15 protein-coding genes are annotated in these 19,424 nt (G+C 63.3%); 10 read left to right on the top strand and 5 right to left on the bottom strand.

Annotated features, from left to right (window positions below):
• From fdhF to AC6CIG_RS25655, 5 genes are all read right to left on the bottom strand, one after another.
• A complete protein-coding gene (fdhF, locus tag AC6CIG_RS25675) occupies window positions 1-2,880 on the bottom strand; it encodes a formate dehydrogenase subunit alpha (protein ID WP_018097252.1) in 2,880 nt (959 codons plus the stop codon).
• Between the two features lie 376 nt (window positions 2,881-3,256).
• Window positions 3,257-4,813, bottom strand: a complete 1,557-nt coding sequence (locus AC6CIG_RS25670; RefSeq protein ID WP_127710662.1) for a formate dehydrogenase beta subunit — start codon at window positions 4,811-4,813, stop codon at window positions 3,257-3,259.
• Window positions 4,810-5,289 (bottom strand): formate dehydrogenase subunit gamma, encoded by a 480-nt coding sequence (locus tag AC6CIG_RS25665; protein WP_127710660.1) that lies wholly within the window; start codon window positions 5,287-5,289, stop codon window positions 4,810-4,812. The genes AC6CIG_RS25670 and AC6CIG_RS25665 overlap by 4 nt, the downstream gene beginning before the upstream one ends.
• Window positions 5,290-5,463: 174 nt before the next feature.
• Window positions 5,464-6,360 (bottom strand): LysR family transcriptional regulator, encoded by an 897-nt coding sequence (locus AC6CIG_RS25660; protein WP_010970351.1) that lies wholly within the window; start codon window positions 6,358-6,360, stop codon window positions 5,464-5,466.
• 119 nt (window positions 6,361-6,479) lie between these two features.
• Window positions 6,480-7,250, bottom strand: a complete 771-nt coding sequence (locus tag AC6CIG_RS25655; protein WP_127710658.1) for an SDR family NAD(P)-dependent oxidoreductase — start codon at window positions 7,248-7,250, stop codon at window positions 6,480-6,482.
• A gap of 165 nt (window positions 7,251-7,415) precedes the next feature.
• Here AC6CIG_RS25655 and AC6CIG_RS25650 point away from each other — a divergent pair, with 165 nt between their 5' ends.
• The 10 genes from AC6CIG_RS25650 to AC6CIG_RS25605 all read left to right on the top strand — a co-directional run bounded on the left by AC6CIG_RS25650 (window position 7,416) and on the right by AC6CIG_RS25605 (window position 19,367).
• Window positions 7,416-8,180, top strand: coding sequence for a DeoR/GlpR family DNA-binding transcription regulator (locus AC6CIG_RS25650; protein ID WP_018097257.1), 765 nt, complete (start codon window positions 7,416-7,418; stop codon window positions 8,178-8,180).
• A gap of 128 nt (window positions 8,181-8,308) precedes the next feature.
• Entirely contained in the window at window positions 8,309-9,820 is a 1,512-nt protein-coding gene (glpD, locus tag AC6CIG_RS25645) for a glycerol-3-phosphate dehydrogenase (RefSeq protein ID WP_018097258.1), read from the top strand.
• A gap of 38 nt (window positions 9,821-9,858) precedes the next feature.
• On the top strand, window positions 9,859-10,929 hold the full coding sequence (locus AC6CIG_RS25640; protein WP_018097259.1) for an ABC transporter ATP-binding protein: 1,071 nt from the start codon (window positions 9,859-9,861) through the stop codon (window positions 10,927-10,929).
• Between the two features lie 24 nt (window positions 10,930-10,953).
• A complete protein-coding gene (locus AC6CIG_RS25635; RefSeq protein WP_018097260.1) occupies window positions 10,954-12,024 on the top strand; it encodes an ABC transporter ATP-binding protein in 1,071 nt (356 codons plus the stop codon).
• Window position 12,025: 1 nt separating this feature from the next.
• The gene (locus AC6CIG_RS25630) at window positions 12,026-12,892 is read left to right on the top strand and encodes a carbohydrate ABC transporter permease (protein ID WP_003530331.1); all 867 of its coding nucleotides are present in this window, start codon (window positions 12,026-12,028) and stop codon (window positions 12,890-12,892) included.
• Between the two features lie 19 nt (window positions 12,893-12,911).
• Window positions 12,912-13,736, top strand: a complete 825-nt coding sequence (locus tag AC6CIG_RS25625) for a carbohydrate ABC transporter permease (protein WP_010970356.1) — start codon at window positions 12,912-12,914, stop codon at window positions 13,734-13,736.
• Window positions 13,736-14,155: a DUF2160 domain-containing protein gene (locus tag AC6CIG_RS25620; RefSeq protein ID WP_127710656.1), complete on the top strand. Its 420-nt coding sequence runs from the start codon at window positions 13,736-13,738 to the stop codon at window positions 14,153-14,155. The genes AC6CIG_RS25625 and AC6CIG_RS25620 overlap by 1 nt, the downstream gene beginning before the upstream one ends.
• Window positions 14,156-14,236: 81 nt before the next feature.
• A complete protein-coding gene (locus AC6CIG_RS25615) occupies window positions 14,237-15,961 on the top strand; it encodes an ABC transporter substrate-binding protein (RefSeq protein ID WP_018097262.1) in 1,725 nt (574 codons plus the stop codon).
• Between the two features lie 258 nt (window positions 15,962-16,219).
• Window positions 16,220-17,692, top strand: a complete 1,473-nt coding sequence (locus AC6CIG_RS25610; RefSeq protein WP_437412430.1) for a nucleobase:cation symporter-2 family protein — start codon at window positions 16,220-16,222, stop codon at window positions 17,690-17,692.
• Between the two features lie 190 nt (window positions 17,693-17,882).
• Window positions 17,883-19,367, top strand: a complete 1,485-nt coding sequence (locus AC6CIG_RS25605) for a nucleobase:cation symporter-2 family protein (RefSeq protein ID WP_127710652.1) — start codon at window positions 17,883-17,885, stop codon at window positions 19,365-19,367.
• The last annotated feature ends 57 nt before the right edge of the window (window positions 19,368-19,424 follow it).

Raw genomic sequence — 19,424 nt, 5'->3', positions numbered from 1 at the left:
CTATTCCGCCGCCTCCAGCTTGCCGGAAATGCGACGCGACCGGCGAGCCTGCTCGTCATAGTCGCGCTGCCAGTCGGAAGGACCGTTCGACGGCGAGACCTGCACCGCGGTCACCTTGTATTCCGGGCAGTTGGTCGCCCAATCGGTAAAGTCGGTGGTGATGACGTTCGCCTGAGTCGAGGGGTGATGGAAGGTCGTATAGACGACACCCGGCGCGACGCGATCGGTGATCAACGCGCGGAGCGTCGTATCGCCCGAGCGGCTGGCGAGCCTGACCCAGTCGCCGTCGCGGATGCCGCGCTGCTCGGCGTCGTGCGGGTGGATTTCCAGCCGGTCTTCCGCATGCCAGACGACGTTCTCCGTGCGACGCGTCTGGGCGCCGACATTGTACTGACTGAGAATACGGCCGGTCGTCAGAAGCAGCGGGAAGCGCGGACCGGTCCTTTCGTCGGTCGCCACGTATTCGGTGCGGATGAACTTGCCCTTGCCGCGCACGAAACCGTCGACATGCATGATGGGCGAGCCGAGCGGCGCCTTCTCATTGCACGGCCACTGCACCGAGCCCATCTTGTCCAGATAGTCGTAGGAGACCATGGCAAAGCTCGGCGTCGTCGCCGCGATCTCGTCCATGATCTCGGACGGATGGCGATAGTTCCAGGCAAGCCCCATGGCTTGCGCCATCTTCTGCGTCACCTCCCAATCGGCATAGCCGTTCTTCGGCCGCATGACGCGCCGGACGCGGTTGATGCGGCGCTCGGCATTGGTGAAGGTTCCGTCCTTTTCGAGGAAGGTCGATCCGGGCAGGAAGACATGGGCGTAATTAGCCGTCTCGTTGAGGAAGAGATCGTGCACCACGACGCATTCCATCGCCGCAAGGCCGGCGGCGACGTGCTTGGTGTCCGGATCCGACTGCAGGATGTCCTCGCCCTGCACGTAGAGGCCCTTGAAGGTGCCCTCGACGGCCGCGTCGAGCATATTGGGGATGCGCAGGCCGGGCTCGTGATTGAGCGTCACGCCCCAGAGCTTCTCGAAGATCTCGCGCGTCGCATCGTCCGAAATATGTCGGTAACCGGGAAGCTCGTGCGGGAAGGATCCCATGTCGCAGGAGCCCTGGACGTTGTTCTGGCCGCGCAGCGGATTGACGCCGACGCCCGGCCGGCCGATGTTGCCGGTGAGCATGGCGAGGTTGGCGATCGCCATCACCGTCGTCGAACCCTGGCTGTGCTCCGTGACGCCAAGGCCGTAATAGATCGCGCCGTTGCCGCCGGTGGCGTAAAGCCGCGCAGCCCTGCGCACAAGTTCCGGTGAAACGCCGGTATAGGCTTCGGTTGCTTCCGGGCTGTGATGGGGCTCTGCCACGAAGGCCGCCCAATCCTCGAATTCCGACCAGTCGCAGCGCTCGCGAATGAAGGCTTCGTTGGCAAGGCCTTCCGTGACGATGACATGCGCAATCGCCGTCAAGATGGCAACGTTGGTGCCGGGCTTCAGCGGCAGGTGGTACGACGCTTCGACATGGGCGGAGCGGACGAGGTCGATTCGGCGCGGATCGATGACGATCAGCTTGGCGCCCTGGCGCAGCCGCTTCTTCAGCCGCGAGGCGAAGACCGGGTGGCCGTCGGTCGGGTTGGCACCGATGATGACCGCAACATCCGTGTGTTCGACACTGTCGAAATCCTGCGTACCGGCGGAGGTGCCGAAGGTCTGGTTGAGGCCGTAACCGGTTGGCGAATGGCAGACGCGAGCGCAGGTGTCGACATTGTTGTTGCCGAAACCGGCGCGCACCAGCTTCTGCACCAGAAAGGTTTCCTCATTGGTGCAGCGCGAAGACGTAATGCCTCCCACCGAATCGCGGCCATACTGATACTGGATGCGGCGGAACTCGGAGGCGATATGCGCGAAAGCCTCTTCCCAGGTGACCTCGCGCCAGGGATCGGTGACCTTCTCGCGAACCATCGGATTGAGGATGCGGTCCCTGTGGTTGGAATAACCATAGGCGAAGCGGCCCTTGACGCAGGAATGGCCGCGATTCGCCTGGCCGTCCTTCCAGGGCACCATGCGCACCAGCTCCTCGCCACGCATCTCCGCCTTGAACGAGCAGCCCACGCCGCAATAGGCGCAGGTGGTGACGACCGAGTGCTCCGGCTGGCCGATCTCGATCACCGATTTTTCCGTCAGCGTCGCCGTGGGGCAAGCCTGCACGCAGGCGCCGCAGGAGACGCATTCGGAGGAAACGAAATCCTCGTTCATGCCGGCGGAGACGCGCGAATCGAAGCCGCGGCCGCTGATCGTCAGCGCGAAGGTGCCCTGCACTTCCTCGCAGGCCCGCACGCAGCGCGAACAGACGATGCACTTCGCCGGATCATAGGTGAAATACGGATTCGACTCGTCCTTCGGCGCCCATTTTGCGTTGATCTCGCCATTGTTGCGCGCCGTCACATGGTTCTCGCCGTCATAGCCGTAGCGCACGTCGCGCAGGCCCACGGCACCGGCCATGTCCTGCAGCTCGCAATCGCCATTGGCTGCGCAGGTGAGGCAGTCGAGCGGATGGTCGGAAATATAGAGCTCCATGACGCCGCGGCGGACATCCTTCAGCCGCTGCGTCTGCGTCGAAACGCTGATGCCTGCCGCCACCGGCGTCGTGCAGGAGGCCGGCATGCCGGCGCGTCCCTCGATCTCTACGAGACAGAGCCGGCAGGAGCCGAAGGCATCCATCATGTCGGAAGCGCAAAGCTTCGGCACCTCGATGCCCGCTTCCATTGCCGCACGCATGATCGACGTGCCTTCCGGAACCGTGATCTCGCGCCCGTCTATCGTCAGCGTCACCGTCTTCTCGGACTTGGAGGCAGGGGTGCCGTAGTCGATTTCGTGAATGAGAGACATTAGCGGGCCTCCTGAGAAATTGCGTTCAAGGGGGCGGCTTCACCCCCCTCTGCCCTGCCGGGCATCTCCCCCACAAGCGGGGAGATCGAATCGTGGCCGGCCACTCGCTCCAAAACAAACGCTTCTGCACGTGGGGCGCTCCGGTCAAGACGCCGAGCGCGCCGCATCCATTCTCCCCCCCTGTGGGGGAGATGGCCGGCAGGCCAGAGGGGGGTACGCGCCGCCGCCGATACCGGCTTCCGCCCCTCATCCGGCTGCCGCCACCTTCTCCCCGCTCGCGGGGAGAAGGGATATGCCGTGCCCTTCCGGTCCCCTCTCCCCGCCTGCGGGGAGAGGGTTAGGGTGAGGGGCAAAAATTCAAGTGCCATCGCAGCCATCATTCCGCAGCCTCCACGACCGGCACCGGTGAAAAATCCTCCGGAAAATGCGTCATGGCGCTCATCACCGGATAGGGCGTGAAGCCGCCAAGGGCGCAGAGGGAGCCGAACTTCATCGTGTTGCAGAGATCGGCGAGCAGTTCGCGGTTCTTCTCCGGCTCGATGCCGGCGGCGATCCTGTCGGCCACCTCGACGCCGCGCGTCGAACCGATACGGCATGGGGTGCACTTGCCGCAGCTTTCGACCGCACAGAACTCCATGGCGAAACGCGCCTGTTTCAACATGTCGGCCGTGTCGTCGAAGACGACGATGCCGGCATGACCGATGAGCCCGTCTCTGGCGGCAAATGCCTCGTAGTCGAAAGGCGTATCGAAGAGCGCCCGCGGGAAATAGGCACCGAGCGGGCCGCCAACCTGGACGGCCTTGACCGGCCGGGCGCTCGCCGTGCCGCCGCCGATCCCGTCGACGATCTCGCCGAGCGTCAGGCCGAATGCGGTCTCGAAGAGGCCGCCATGCTTGACGTTGCCGGCGATCTGCAGCGGGATCGTTCCGCGCGACCGGCCCATGCCGAAATCGCGATAGTAACCGGCGCCCCTGTCGAGGATCACCGGCACGGAAGCGAGCGAGATGACGTTGTTGATGACGGTCGGGCGGTCGAAAAGGCCCTTGTGTGCCGGCAGCGGCGGCTTGGCGCGCACGAGCCCGCGCTTGCCTTCGAGGCTGTTCAGGAGCGAGGTCTCCTCGCCGCAGACATAGGCGCCGGCGCCGGTGCGCACTTCCATGTCGAAGGCGTGCGCCGAGCCGAGCACCGACGCACCGAGCACACCGGCGGCACGGGCGATCTCGATCGCCGCGCTCATCACCGCGATCGCATGCGGATATTCCGAACGGGTATAGATGTAGCCCTTGGTCGCACCGGTCGCGATACCGGCGATCGCCATCCCCTCGATCAGCACGAAGGGATCGCCTTCCATGATCATCCGGTCCGCAAAGGTCCCGCTGTCGCCCTCGTCGGCATTGCAGACGATGTATTTCCGCGGCCCTCGTGCTTCCAGGACGGTCTTCCATTTGATGCCGGTCGGGAAGCCGGCGCCGCCGCGGCCGCGAAGGCCGCTTTCCGTGACCTCGGCAACGATCGCCGCCGGTTGCATTGCGATCGCCCGCTCGAGACCGAGCAAGCCCCGATGGGCGCGATAGTCTTCGAGCGAGAGAGGATCGATGACGCCGCAACGGGCAAAGGTAAGCCGGGTCTGTCGCTTGAGAAACGGAATTTCCTCGGTCTTGCCGAGGCAGAGAGGATGCGCGCCACCCGAAATCAGCCCGGCATCGAGAAGCGAGGCGACATCGCGCGCCTTCACCGGGCCGTAGGCGACGCGCCCTGCGGCCGTTTCGACTTCGACCAGCGGCTCCAGCCAGTGCATGCCGCGCGAGCCGTTGCGCACGATCGTGACGTCGAGCCCGCGTGCGGCGATCTCGCCGGCCATCGCCTCCACCACCTTTTCGGCGCCAAGCGCAATGGCCGCCGCATCCAGGGGAATGTAGATCCTGACGGTCATCGGCGCGCCTCCGCAACCAGCGCCTCGAGCTCTGCTTCGTCGAGGCGCGCATGAACCTCGCCGTCGAGCATCGCCGACGGCGAGCAGGAACAGAGTCCGAGACAGTAGACCGGCTCAAGCGTCACGGCGCCGTCCGGCGTCGTCTCATGGAAATCGATCCCGAGAAGCACCTTGGCGCGCTCCGCAAGCCGGTCGCCGCCCATCGATTGGCAGGCCTCGGCGCGACAGAGCTTCAGCACATGGCGCCCGGCCGGGTGCTCGCGAAAATCGTGATAGAAGGTAACCACGCCATAGACTTCGGCGCGCGACAGATTGAGTTCCCGCGCGATCACCGGCAGGCTCTCCTCCGGCACATAGCCGAACTCGTCCTGGATTTCGTGCAAGATGGGAAGAAGCGGGCCTTCGAGCCCCTTGAGCTCGCCGACGATCGCCAGCGTCCGTTCGGTCACGTCTGCGCGCGGCAGATGGATATTCACTGAAGGAGCCCTCCCGGCTCGCGGCCGCGCCGCCAGGATCTCCCACCGTCGTCGTGCCGCTGTCTCAACCAGTTGGCAAAGGTCGGAGATTTCACGCTCTTTGCCCATGAAACAAGCTTCGCGCTTATGCTTTCATGGGTCAATATGGCTGTTCCGTCGATCGATAGAAAATTTCTATTGAACCTGGTTGCGCTCACCGAGGATACGCGCCTCGTGCAACAGCGCGGAGACGAGCGGCGTGAATGGCTCACGATAGGTGGCGACCAGGCCGACCGTATGGCGGACGTCCGGATCGACGATCGGGATCATCCGTATGTCCTCGTGAAAACCGAATGATTTCGCAACGTTATAGGGCATGATGCTCGCCCACCGTCCGGTCCGGACGTGGGAAAAGAGCACGATCATCGAATTCGATTCGAGGGTCGGCTTCGGGACCGCGCCCGCCTCGGCAAAGTGCTGATTGATGATGCGACGGTTCTGCATGTCGGCCGTCAATAGACAAAGCCGAATGTCGCTCACTTCCTTCCAGGTCACGCTTTCGCGATCCGAAAGCGCCGTACCGGCGGCCGTAACCAGATGATATTGCTCGATCTGCAGGGGCACGCTCGTCACCCGGCCGAGCGGCTCGTTCTCCAGATAGGTCAGACCGGCATCGATCTCGAGGTTTTCGAGAAGCGCGAGGATCTGCAGCGAGGTGGTCGAAAGCACCGAGAAGGTGACGTCCGGATGCTTCTCCTGGAAGGGCGCGGTGATGAGCGGCACCATGGAGAGCGTCGTCGGCACCGCGGCGAGGCGCATATGCCCCGAAAGACCTTTTCGCGCTGCACGCATCTCCTCGCGCATCGTACGGCTGTCACTGACGATCCGCCGTGCCCATTCCAGCACCCGCTGCCCTTCGGGCGTCAGTCCCTGGAAGCGTGATCCGCGATTGACCAGGATCACGCCGAGCTGTTCTTCGAGCTGCCGGATCGCTGCCGAAAGCGTCGGCTGGGTCACCCCGCACTCCTCCGCCGCCCGGCCGAAATGCCGTTCGCGGGCCAGTGCGAGAAAAAATTCCAGCTTGTCGATCATATCCGGATCACTCAGTGCACACGTTTTTTCGCCTCTCCTCGAGTTTGACCCGAGGACTGGCCTTCTCCCCGCCAAGCGGGGAGAAGGTGCCGGCAGGCGGATGAGGGGCGGACGCGCGCTTAAGCGATGAGCTGCCCGCCATTCACCTCCAGGACCTGGCCGGTGATATAGCCCGAAAGCGCGTGTGCGGCGAGGAAGAGATAGGCCGGCGCGCAATCCTCCGCCGTCCCAAGCCGGCCGAGCGGGATGGTCTTGCGCGTCGCCTCCAGCTTCTCCGGGGTCGAATAGCGCTCGTGGAAATCCGTCGTGATCGTGCCGGGCGAGACGCAGTTGACACGGATGCCGTCCGGCGCAAGTTCACGCGCCAGCGCCTTCGAATAGGTTGAGACGAAAGCTTTGGTGGCAGAGTAGATCGAAGAGCCGGGACTGCCGCCCATGCGCGCCGAGATCGAAACCGTGTTGACGATCGCAGGATGTCTGCCCTTGCGCAGGAGCGGCAGCATCGTCCGGGTCATCTCGACGACCGAGGTCTGGTTGAGCTGCACGACCGTCCGGTATTGCTCATCGGTGAGATCGGACGCCGGAAAGCGGCCAACCATCGTGCCGGCATTGTTGACGAGGACATCGACGCTGTCGAAGCGGCTCCTCACCACATCGGCGAGGCTATCGACGCCTCCGTCGGCAACGAAATCCGCCGCCGCGAGGAACGCCCTGCCCTCGGCCGCTGCAAGATCGAGAAACTCGGGGCGGTCGGCGGCGATCGTCCGCCCCATATGCACCACCACGCGCGCACCGCAATCGAGGAACTGCCGCACGACCTCGAGGCCGATGCCCCTCCCGCCGCCGGTAACCACCACGTTTATGCCCTGGAACAAGGCCGGATGATACATGCGCTTTCTTCCTCCCGATAACGTCAGACTGGCGTGCCCCCACCGATTACAGCGCAGATCGGGCGCGAGCCGCAACGAAAATCGAACGCGCCGGATATTTCTAATCTGAAATTGCGCCGCTTTCGTTTTTGCATATTATGAAAGAAAACGAAACGCGAGGGGCGGATGTATCTGACCGGACGACAGGCGGAGATTTTGGAACTGGCGAAAACGGAAGGCCGCGTGCTGGTCGAGGATCTCGCCCAGCGCTTTTCCGTTACGCCGCAGACGATCCGCAAGGACCTGAACGATCTCTGCGACGCCAGGGTTTTGAACCGCATTCACGGCGGCGCCATTTTTCCGAGCGGCAAGGAAAACGTCAGATACGAATCCCGCCGCCAGATCGCCGCGGCGGAAAAGCAGGCGATCGGCCGGGCCGCGGCCGCGCTCATCCCGGACAATTCTTCGCTCTTCATCAATATCGGCACCACGACGGAAGCGGTGGGAGAGGCGCTCCTCGACCACCGGGAACTGATGATCATCACCAACAACATCAACGTGGCCAACAGGTTGCGGGTCTTCCCCTCGATCGAGGTGGTGATCGCCGGCGGGGTCGTCCGCGGCTCCGACGGCGGCATCGTCGGAGAGGCCGCCGTCGACTTCATCAAGCAGTTCAAGGTGGATTTCGCGGTGATCGGCGCCTCGGCGATCGACCCCGACGGAGCCCTGCTCGATTTCGATTATCGCGAAGTGAAAGTTGCGCAGGCGATCATCGCCAATGCGCGCCATGTCATCCTCGTTTCGGATTCGACGAAATTCGAACGCACCGCGCCGGTGCGCATCGGCCATATTTCGCAGGTACAGACATTCATCACCGACCGCTGCATCGTTGAAAACGTTCGGAAAATCTGTGCCGACCAGGATGTGAGGCTGGTCGAGACCGAGGTGTGATCCGGTCCCCGATTCCCGAGCGCGAAGCCGGAACATTCGTTTGACATTCGAAATATTTTCGCTTTAACTGCTTTCACTTTCGCGATTGCACAAATTTTATGTCGCGGAGTGTGGAGGGGAAAACAAGAGTGTCAGAGCAGACGATATTCGACGTCTTCGTCATAGGCGGCGGCATCAACGGATGCGGCATCGCGCGTGATGCGGCTGGCCGTGGATATTCCGTCGCGCTTGCGGAGATGAGCGATTTCGCCTCCGGAACATCCTCCGGCTCGACCAAGCTCATCCATGGCGGCTTGCGCTATCTCGAGCATTATGAATTCCGCCTGGTGCGCGAAGCCCTGATGGAGCGCGAAGTCCTCTGGGCGATGGCGCCGCACGTCATCTGGCCGATGCGCTTCGTGCTGCCCTTCCACAAGGGTGGTCCGCGGCCGGCCTGGCTGATCCGCCTCGGCCTCTTTCTTTACGATCACATAGGCGGCCGCAAGCTTCTGCCGGCGACGAAGACGCTCGACATGACGCGCGATCCCGCAGGCGCACCGCTGAAGCGCCTCTTCACCAAAGCATTCGAATATTCGGACGGCTGGGTCGACGATGCTCGCCTCGTGGTGCTGAACGCGCGCGACGCCGCCGACCGCGGCGCGAGGATCATGGCGCGTACCCGCGTCGTCTCGGCGCGCCGTGAGGGCGGCCGTTGGGCGATCGAAATCGAGAATGCGGCGACAGGCGCGCGCGAGACGATACGCGCCCGCATGCTCGTCAATGCCGCGGGCCCCTGGGTGGACCGGGTTCTCTCCGAAGCGGTCGGCAACAACGACGTCCGCAATGTCCGCCTAGTCCAGGGCAGTCATATCGTCGTTAAGAAGAAGTTCGACGATCCGCGCGCCTATTTCTTCCAGAACCCGGACGGGCGGATCATGTTCGCCATTCCTTACCAGGACGAGTTCACGCTGATCGGAACCACCGATCGCGATTTCACCGGCAATCCGGCTGACGTGCGCATCAGCGACGCAGAGATCGATTATCTCTGCGAGGCGGCGAGCGAATATTTCAGCGACCCGGTGGGCAGAGAGGATATCGTGTGGACCTATTCCGCCGTGCGCCCCCTTTTCGATGACGGCGCGAGCAAGGCGCAGGAGGCGACCCGCGACTATGTGCTGCGCGTCGAGAACGGCGATGCACCCCTGCTCAACGTCTTCGGCGGCAAGCTCACCACCTACAGGCGGCTTGCGGAATCGGCGCTCGAGAAGATCGGCGAGACCATCGGGGAAAAGGGCAGGAAGTGGACGGCCGGATCGCAGCTTCCGGGGGGCGATTTTCCGGCCGGCGGCTATGACGACGAGGTCGCGAAGCTCAAGACGCGCTATCCTTTTCTAGCCGCCTCCCACGCCCGCCGGCTGGTACGGCTCTACGGCACGCGGGCGGCGCAGCTTCTCGGCAATGCCGCGAGCGAGGCCGAGCTCGGAAAGCACTTCGGGGCGGATCTCTATGCGGCGGAAGTGGATTGGCTGATCGGCCAGGAATGGGCATTGCGCGCGGAGGACGTGCTTTGGCGCCGCACGAAACTGGGACTGAAGTTTTCGCGGGCGCAAACCGCGGAACTGGAGGAATATATGCGGGGCGCGGTCAACGCGGCCGCCTGAGGTACCACGGCTGAACTGCCGTTGGGGTGGAGAATTCAATGCTTGAAATGAAGAAGATATCCAAGGTCGTGGGTGGAGAGACGCACATCCACCCGACCGACCTTGTGCTGGAGAGGGGGTCGCTCAACGTGCTGCTCGGCCCGACGCTCTCCGGCAAGACGTCGCTGATGCGGCTGATGGCCGGTCTCGACAAGCCCGCCTCCGGTTCGATCCATCTCGACGGTGCCGACGTGACCGGCGTTCCCGTGCAGAAACGCTCGGTCGCCATGGTCTATCAGCAATTCATCAACTATCCGGCGATGACGGTCTACGAGAACATCGCCTCGCCGATGCGGATCAAGCGCGCCGACAGCGCCGCCGTCGACCGCGAAGTGCGCAAGGCGGCGGAACTCCTGAAGCTCACGCCCTATCTCGACCGCACGCCTCTCAACCTGTCCGGCGGTCAGCAGCAACGCACCGCGCTCGCCCGCGCCATCGTCAAGAATGCCGATCTGGTGCTGCTCGACGAGCCGCTTGCCAATCTCGACTACAAGCTGCGGGAGGAATTGCGCGAGGAACTGCCGAAGATCTTCGCCGCATCCGGCGCGATCTTCGTCTACGCCACGACAGAGCCGTCGGAAGCGCTTCTGCTCGGCGGCAACACCGCCACGCTGAGCGAGGGAAGGATCACCCAGTTCGGCCGCACCATCGACGTCTATCGCCGGCCGGTCGACATCGTCACGGCCCGCACATTCGCCGATCCGCCGCTGAACACCATCGGCCTCGTGAAGGCGGGAACGCATTTTGCGCTCGAGGGCAAGCCGGTGCTTCCCGTTCCCGCACATCTTCGTTCCCTCGGGGATGGCCCCTGCACGGTGGCCTTTCAGCCGCACCATCTTTCTTTCGGCCAGCCGAACGGCAGCGACGAACCGCTGACTGTCAAGACGGCGATCTCGGAAATCACCGGGTCCGAAAGCTTCATTCACGTCGCCTTCGCGGGCGCACGCTGGGTCATGCTCGCACCCGGCATTCACGAGATCGAACCGGACGCTACGCTCAATGTCTTCGTCGACACACGCCACCTCATGGCCTTCGGGCCGGACGGCAGGGCGGTCGGCGGGACGGCCTGAGGAAAGGGCGGCGGGGAGGAAACCATGGCACGCATCAATCTCGAACATATCCGCCACGCCTACGGCGCCAGGCCCAAATCGGAAGCGGACTACGCGCTGAAGGAAGTGCATCACGAGTGGAACGACGGTGGCGCCTACGCTCTGCTCGGGCCCTCCGGCTGCGGCAAAACCACGCTGCTCAACATCATTTCGGGGCTGATCAACCCTTCCGAAGGGCGCATTCTCTTCGACGGAACCGACGTCACGCATCTGACGACGCAGCAGCGCAACATCGCCCAGGTGTTCCAGTTCCCGGTCATCTACGACACGATGACCGTCTACGACAATCTCGCCTTTCCGCTGCGCAACCGGCATGTGCCCGAAACGGAGGTCGACCGCCGCGTCAAGGAAATCCTCGAGATGACCGGACTCGGCAGCTGGGCCAGGAAGACTGCGCGCGGGCTGACCGCCGACCAGAAGCAGAAGATCTCGCTCGGCCGCGGCCTCGTGCGCTCGGACGTCAGCGCCATCCTCTTCGACGAGCCGCTGACCGTCATCGATCCGGAAATGAAATGGGTCCTGCGCTCGCAGATCAAGCGGCTGCACAAGCAGTTCGGCTTCACCATGGTCTATGTGACGCACGACCAGACCGAGGCGCTCACCTTCGCCGACAAGGTCGTCGTCATGTATGACGGCCAGATCGTCCAGATCGGCACGCCGGCCGAGCTCTTCGAGCGGCCGCGTCACACCTTTGTCGGCTACTTCATCGGCTCGCCGGGCATGAACGTCCTGCCGGCCGAGATCGCCGGCAACACGGCCGCCGTCGGCGACCAGAGGATCGCGCTCGATTTCCAGCCGCAGATCAAGCCGGGCGCCAGAACCGAACTCGGCATCCGTCCGGAATTCATTTCCCTCGGCCGCGAAGGCATGCCGGTCGCCGTCACGAAGGTCGAGGATATCGGCCGCCACAAGGTCGTACGCGCCCGCTTCGCCGACCGGCCGATCTCGATCATCGTCGACGAGGACGGCGAGATCCCCGCCGAGCCGCGCGTGACCTTCGATCCGAAGGCAATCAACATCTACGCCGATTCCTGGCGCGTCGGCGGGGAGGCCTGACATGGAAAAGACCTGGAACAACAAGGCCTGGTTCATGGTCCTGCCGGTACTGGTGCTCGTCGCCTTCTCGGCGGTGATCCCGCTGATGACCGTCGTCAACTATTCGGTACAGGACACCTTCGGCAATAACGAGTTCTTCTGGGCCGGCACCGACTGGTTCCTGGACGTGCTCGAATCCGACCGTTTCTGGGACGCGCTTACCCGCAATCTGATCTTCTCGGCGATCATTCTCGCGATCGAGATCCCGCTCGGCATCGTCATCGCGCTCAACATGCCGAAGAGAGGCATCGGCGTGCCGATCTGCCTCGTTCTGATGGCGCTGCCGCTGCTCATTCCGTGGAACGTCGTCGGCACCATCTGGCAGGTCTTCGGCCGGGTCGACATCGGCCTGCTCGGGCGCACGCTCGCCTCGCTCGGCATCAACTATAATTACGTGCAGAATCCGCTCGACGCCTGGGTCACGCTGATCGTCATGGATGTCTGGCACTGGACTAGCCTCGTCGTGCTGCTCTGCTATGCCGGCCTCGTCTCGATCCCGGACGCCTACTACCAGGCCGCCAAGATCGACGGCGCCTCGCGCTGGTCGGTCTTCCGCTACATCCAGCTTCCGAAGATGAAGCGCGTGCTCCTGATCGCCTTCCTGCTGCGCTTCATGGACAGCTTCATGATCTATACGGAACCTTTCGTCGTGACTGGCGGCGGCCCGGGCAATTCGACGACCTTCCTGTCGATCGATCTCGTCAAGACGGCAATCGGCCAGTTCGACCTCGGCCCGGCCGCAGCCCTCTCGATCATCTACTTCCTCATCATCCTGCTCCTGTCGTGGATCTTCTACACGGTGATGACCACGAGCGACGCGCAAGGCTGAGAAGGAGGGAGGAGACATCATGATGACCAACAAGCAACCACTTTCGCAGCGCCTCTCCTGGCTGGTGCCGACGATCTACATCGTCTTCCTGCTCCTGCCGATCTACTGGCTCGTCAATATGAGCTTCAAGGAGACGAGCGAGATCCTCAGCACCTTCTCGCTGTGGCCGCAGAATCCGACGCTTCGGAACTATGCGGTGATCTTTACCGATCCCTCCTGGTACAACGGCTACATCAATTCGATCACCTATGTCGTCCTGAACACGCTGATCTCGGTGACGGTGGCGCTGCCGGCAGCCTACGCCTTTTCGCGCTACCGCTTCCTCGGCGACAAGCACCTGTTCTTCTGGCTGCTCACCAACCGGATGGCGCCGCCGGCGGTTTTCGCGCTGCCCTTCTTCCAGCTCTATTCCGCCTTCGGTCTCATCGACACGCACATCGCGGTGGCGATCGCGCATTGCCTGTTCAACGTGCCGCTCGCCGTCTGGATCCTGGAAGGCTTCATGTCCGGCGTGCCGAAGGAGATCGACGAGACCGCCTATATCGACGGCTACTCCTTCCCGCGTTTCTTCGTGAAGATCTTCGTGCCCCTGATCGCGTCCGGCATCGGCGTGGCCGCCTTCTTCTGCTTCATGTTCTCCTGGGTCGAGCTGCTGATCGCCCGCACCCTGACGACGACCGACGCCAAGCCGATCGCCGCGACGATGACGCGCACGGTCTCCGCCTCCGGTCTGGACTGGGGCGTGCTCGCCGCCGCCGGCGTGCTGACGATCATCCCCGGCGCGCTCGTCATCTATTTCGTCCGCAACTACATCGCCAAGGGCTTCGCCCTGGGGAGGGTCTGATGGCAACCGTCGCCACTCGCAGGAACCGCTGGCCCGTCGCGCTTGCCGCCGTGCTCGTCGTCTATCTCACCGCGGCCGGCCTGCTTTTTTCCGTTCTGCCGGCCAAGGACGGCAAGACCGACTGGTTCGCCCCGCTGATCCCCGGCGGCTGGATGGCCTGGTCTTTCCCTACCGCCATGTTCTTTCTGACGATCTTCGCGCTCCTGTCGCTGATGGCCGTCTGGGAATATGCCCGGCCGGGCGGAAACCCGCGCGTCGGCATCCTGCGCTTCGAGACGACCCGCGGCGACCGGCTCTTCGTGTCGCTGCTCGGAAGCGCATTCATTCACCTCGCCTGGCTGGGGCTGGTCGGCGCAAATCTCTGGTGGGCGGTCGCCCTGTCGGTGATCTACGCGGTCGGCGTCTTCCGCTACGTCTGAGGAACCAAACGAAGGGCGCTCACCGCGGGCGCCCTTTGAAACTGCAAGTGAACGCAATCGCAAAACCCAAGGGAGGATTTAATGCGAAGGCACCTTTTGACAACGACGGCGGCTATGCTGCTGGCATTTACCGGCTCGGCATTTGCCGGGATGGACGAGGCAAAGCAGTTCCTGGACAAGGAAGTCGGCGACATGTCCTCGCTCGACCGCGCCGCCCAGGAAGCGGAAATGCAATGGTTCGTCGATGCGGCAAAGCCTTTTGCCGGCATGGAGATCAAGGTCGTTTCCGAAACGATCACCACGCATGAATACGAATCGAAGGTTCTGGCACCCGCCTTTACCGCGATCACCGGCATCAAGATCACCCATGACCTGATCGGCGAAGGCGACGTGGTCGAAAAACTGCAGACGCAGATGCAGTCGGGCGAGAACGTCTATGACGCCTATATCAACGACTCTGACCTGATCGGCACGCACTGGCGCTACCAGCAGGCCCGCAGCCTGACCGACTTCATGGCGAACGAGGGCAAGGACGTCACCAATCCCAACCTCGACATCGACGACTTCATCGGCAAATCCTTCACGACCGCGCCGGACGGCAAGCTCTACCAGCTTCCCGATCAGCAGTTCGCGAACCTCTATTGGTTCCGCTACGACTGGTTCAACGACGAGAAGAACAAGGCGGACTTCAAGGCCAAGTACGGCTACGAACTCGGCGTTCCGGTCAACTGGTCGGCCTATGAGGACATCGCCGAGTTCTTCACCGGCCGCGAGATCGACGGCAAGAAGGTCTATGGCCACATGGACTACGGCAAGAAGGACCCGTCGCTGGGCTGGCGCTTCACCGATGCCTGGCTGTCGATGGCCGGTAACGGCGACAAGGGCATCCCGAACGGCAAGCCGGTCGACGAGTGGGGCATCAAGGTCGACGAGAACTCGCGGCCCGTCGGATCCTGCGTCGCGCGCGGCGGCGACACCAACGGCCCGGCCTCGGTCTACGCCATCCAGAAATATCTCGACTGGATGAAGGCCTATGCGCCGGCTGCTGCCCAGGGCATGACCTTCTCGGAATCCGGCCCGGTACCATCGCAGGGCGAGGTCGCCCAGCAGATGTTCACCTATACGGCCTTCACCGCCGACTTCGTGAAGGAAGGCCTGCCGGTCGTGAACGAGGACGGCACACCGAAGTGGCGTTTTGCCCCGAGCCCGCACGGCGTCTACTGGAAGGACGGCATGAAGCTCGGCTACCAGGACGCCGGGTCCTGGACACTCCTGAAATCGACGCCGGACGATAGGGCCAAGGCTGCGTGGCTCTACGCGCAGTTCGTGACGTCGAAGACGGTGGACGTTAAGAAGAGCCATGTCGGCCTGACCTTCATCCGCCAGTCGACGCTCGACCATCAGAGCTTCACCGACCGCGCCCCGAAGCTCGGCGGCCTGATCGAGTTCTACCGTTCACCGGCCCGCCTGCAGTGGTCGCCGACCGGAACGAACGTGCCCGACTATCCGAAGCTGGCACAGCTCTGGTGGCAGGCGATCGGCGACGCTTCCTCCGGCGCGAAAACCGCCCAGGAAGCCATGGACTCGCTCTGCGCCGAGCAGGAAAAGGTGCTGCAGCGCCTGGAACGTGCCGGCGTCCAGGGCGACATCGGTCCGAAGCTCGCCGAAGAGCACGATCTGGAATACTGGAACGCCGAAGCCGTAAAGGCCGGCAACCTCGCACCGCAGCTCAAGATCGAGAACGAGAAGGAAAAGCCGACTACCGTCAACTACGACGAGCTGGTCAAGAGCTGGCAGACGAACTGATCGACAGACGCTGCGCGATCCGTCGGCGGCGTTGTTAAAAGGAGATGCGGCACCGGGGCTGGAAACGGCCCCGGTTTTTTCGTTTCGAATCGAGGGGGCCACCCCACGCTCGCCGCTGCGCTCACCGCAGCATTACCGCCCGCCAGACGAAAACTGTTTCCCCTATTTCGGTAAGGCAGCGCCTCATCGTCGCTGACATTATTTGCCACCTTCTTCGTAAGAAGTGGATGACATGCAAAGGTATTGGAGGAGATTACCTTGGCAAACAGTGCAGAGGAAACCCTATCACCAACGCGTCCGGAGGATGAGACGCTCGGAATCGGCGCCAATCTGGCCTATGGCCTGCAACACGTGCTGACGATGTATGGAGGCATCGTCGCCGTGCCCCTGATACTGGGTCAGGCCGCAGGCCTCGGCCCCGGCGACATCGGCCTGCTCATCACGGCATCCTTATTTGCCGGCGGCCTCGCCACCATCTTGCAAACAATCGGCCTGCCCTTCTTCGGAAGCCAGTTGCCGCTGGTCCAGGGCGTTTCCTTTTCCGGCGTGGCGACGATGATCGCCATTTCCGGCAATGGGGGGCTCCAGTCGGTGCTCGGCGCCGTCATTGCCGCCTCGCTGATCGGCCTGCTGATAACGCCTGTATTTTCGCGGATCACCCGCTTCTTTCCGCCGCTCGTCACCGGAATCGTGATCACCACCATAGGACTGACGCTGATGCCGGTGGCCGCGCGCTGGGCCATGGGCGGGAACAGCAGTGCCCCCGATTTCGGCAGTCCCGCCAATATCCAGCTTGCAGCGGTCACGCTCGTCATCGTGCTCCTGCTCAGCAAGCTCGGAAGCGCCGCGATCTCGCGGCTCTCGATCCTGCTCGCCCTGATCATCGGTACGGTGATAGCCTATTTCGCCGGCATGGCTGATTTCTCGCAGGTAACCGAAGGGCCTTTCCTCGCGCTTCCGCTGGTTTTCCACTTCGGCTATCCGACCTTCGAAGTCGCGGCGATCGCCTCGATGTTCATCGTCATCCTGGTGACGCTGGTCGAGACTTCGGCGGACATTCTGGCGGTCGGCGAGATCATCGAAACGAAGGTGGATTCGCGCCGGCTCGGCGACGGACTCAGGGCCGACATGCTGTCGAGCCTGCTCGCTCCGATCTTCGGCTCCTTCACCCAGAGCGCCTTTGCCCAGAATGTCGGGCTGGTGGCGGTCACCGGGGTCAAGAGCCGCTATGTCGTTGCAACCGGCGGCCTGTTTCTCGTCACGCTCGGTCTTCTGCCGGTCATGGGCCGCATCGTCGCGGCGGTTCCGAGTTCGGTGCTCGGCGGCGCCGGCATCGTGCTCTTCGGCACGGTCGCCGCGAGCGGCATCCGCACCCTGTCGAAGGTGGACTACGCCAACAACATGAACCTTGTCATTGTCGCGACCTCGATCGGCTTCGGCATGATCCCGATCGCCTCGCCGACCTTCTACGAGCATTTCCCGGCCTGGGTCGAGACGATTTTCCATTCCGGCATCAGCTCCGCCGCGCTGATGGCGATCGGCCTCAACCTGATCTTCAACCATATGACCGCCGGGAACTCGGACCAGCAATCGGTGTTCGTCGCCGGGACGGAGCGGACGCTCCGCTACCAGGACATCGCGCGACTGCACGACGGCGACTATTTCCTCAACGGCAAGCTCTACGACGCCAACGGCACGGAAGTGCGCGTGCTTGCCGCGGAAGCGCATTGACGGCCGGCAAGCCGTTCCCCTGAACGCGATCCGGGCGCATGTCCGGATCGCCCGCGATGCGCCCGATTACCCTCGAAAATCCGAAAGTGTTTTCACTTCCTGCACCCTTGCGGCATGCTCCTGCGGGGCGAAAAATTCCCCTCCCCGTTGGAGGACGGGAACGGACGGTGGCGGCGATGGAGGAGGAACCATGAACGACGCATCCAGCATACATCCCGTGGACGAGCGCCTGCCGATCGGCAGGCTTGCGACCCTCGGGATACAGCATGTTCTTGTCATGTATGGCGGCGCCGTCGCAGTGCCCCTGATCGTCGGCCGGGCGCTGCAGCTGAGCCCGGAGGACGTCGCCTTCCTGATCTCGGCGGACCTGTTCGTCTGCGGCATCGTCACCATCATTCAGTCGCTCGGGCTGACCAGGGGCATAGGCATCCGCCTTCCCGTGATGATGGGCGTCACCTTTGCCGCCGTCGGCCCGATGGTCTCCATGGCCGCCATGACACCCGGGATCGACGGAGCACGGACGATCTTCGGCGCGATCATCGGCGCCGGCCTCGTGGCCCTTCTCATCGCGCCCATCATGGGACGGCTGCTGAAGTTCTTCCCGCCCGTCGTCACCGGCACCATCATTCTCGTCATCGGGGTGACCCTGATGCGCGTCGGCGTCAATTGGATATTCGGCAACCCCTTCGGTCCGACGGCGCCGAAACTCGTCGATCCGGCTCACGCGCAATGGCTCGCCGATTTGAAGCAGCTCGCCGCAACCGGCGGTCCGGCCGTGCCGGACGGGCTGGTCCTGGGTGCCACGGTTCCGAACCCGATCTATGCCGAACCGGGCCATGTGGCGCTTGCCGCCTTCGTGCTGGTCTCCATTCTCGTAGTGGCCCGTTTCGGCAAGGGGCTCATCAGCAACATCGCGGTTCTGATCGGCATCGTGATCGGATGCGTCGCGGCAGCCATGCTCGGCATGATGCATTTCGATCGTGTGGCGAGCGCCGGCTGGTTCGCCGTCGTGACCCCATTGCGCTTCGGCATGCCGATCTTCGATCCGGTGCTGATCGCCACCATGTCGCTCGTCATGATCGTCGTGATGATCGAATCGACCGGCATGTTCCTGGCACTCGGCGAGATGACGAACCGCGAGGTCAAGCAACAGCAATTGACCGCCGGACTTCGGGTGGACGGTCTCGGCACCATCATCGGCGGTCTCTTCAATACATTTCCCTATACGAGCTTTTCGCAGAATGTCGGCCTCGTCGGCGTCACCGGAGTCAAGAGCCGCTACGTCTGCGTGATGGGCGGCGTCATCATGATCCTGCTGGGCGTTGTCCCGAAGATGGGCGCGCTGGTCGAGGCGGTTCCGACCTTCGTTCTCGGCGGAGCGGGGCTCGTGATGTTCGGCATGGTGGCGGCAACCGGCGTCAGGATACTCTCGACGGTCGACTTCAAGACCTCGCGAAACAACCTGTTCGTGGTCGCCGCCTCCGTCGGCTTCGGCCTCATTCCGATGATCGCACCCAACTTCCTGATGTGGATGCCGCATGCGATCCATCCCATCATCGAGTCCGGCATAGTGCTCGCCGCGGCCTCGGCCGTCGTGCTCAATGCCTTCTTCAACGGCCTCAGCATCGAGCGTTCCGCATGCGTCGAGGCCGCGCGGCTGGCAGACGGCCATTGAACCGCGATACCCCGCGGGCGAAGGCCCGCGGGGTACGCGCCATACTTCGATCGGCAC

This window comes from Sinorhizobium sp. GQ132 (assembly GCF_059758575.1).
This window is presented reverse-complemented; position numbering and strand designations above follow the sequence as displayed.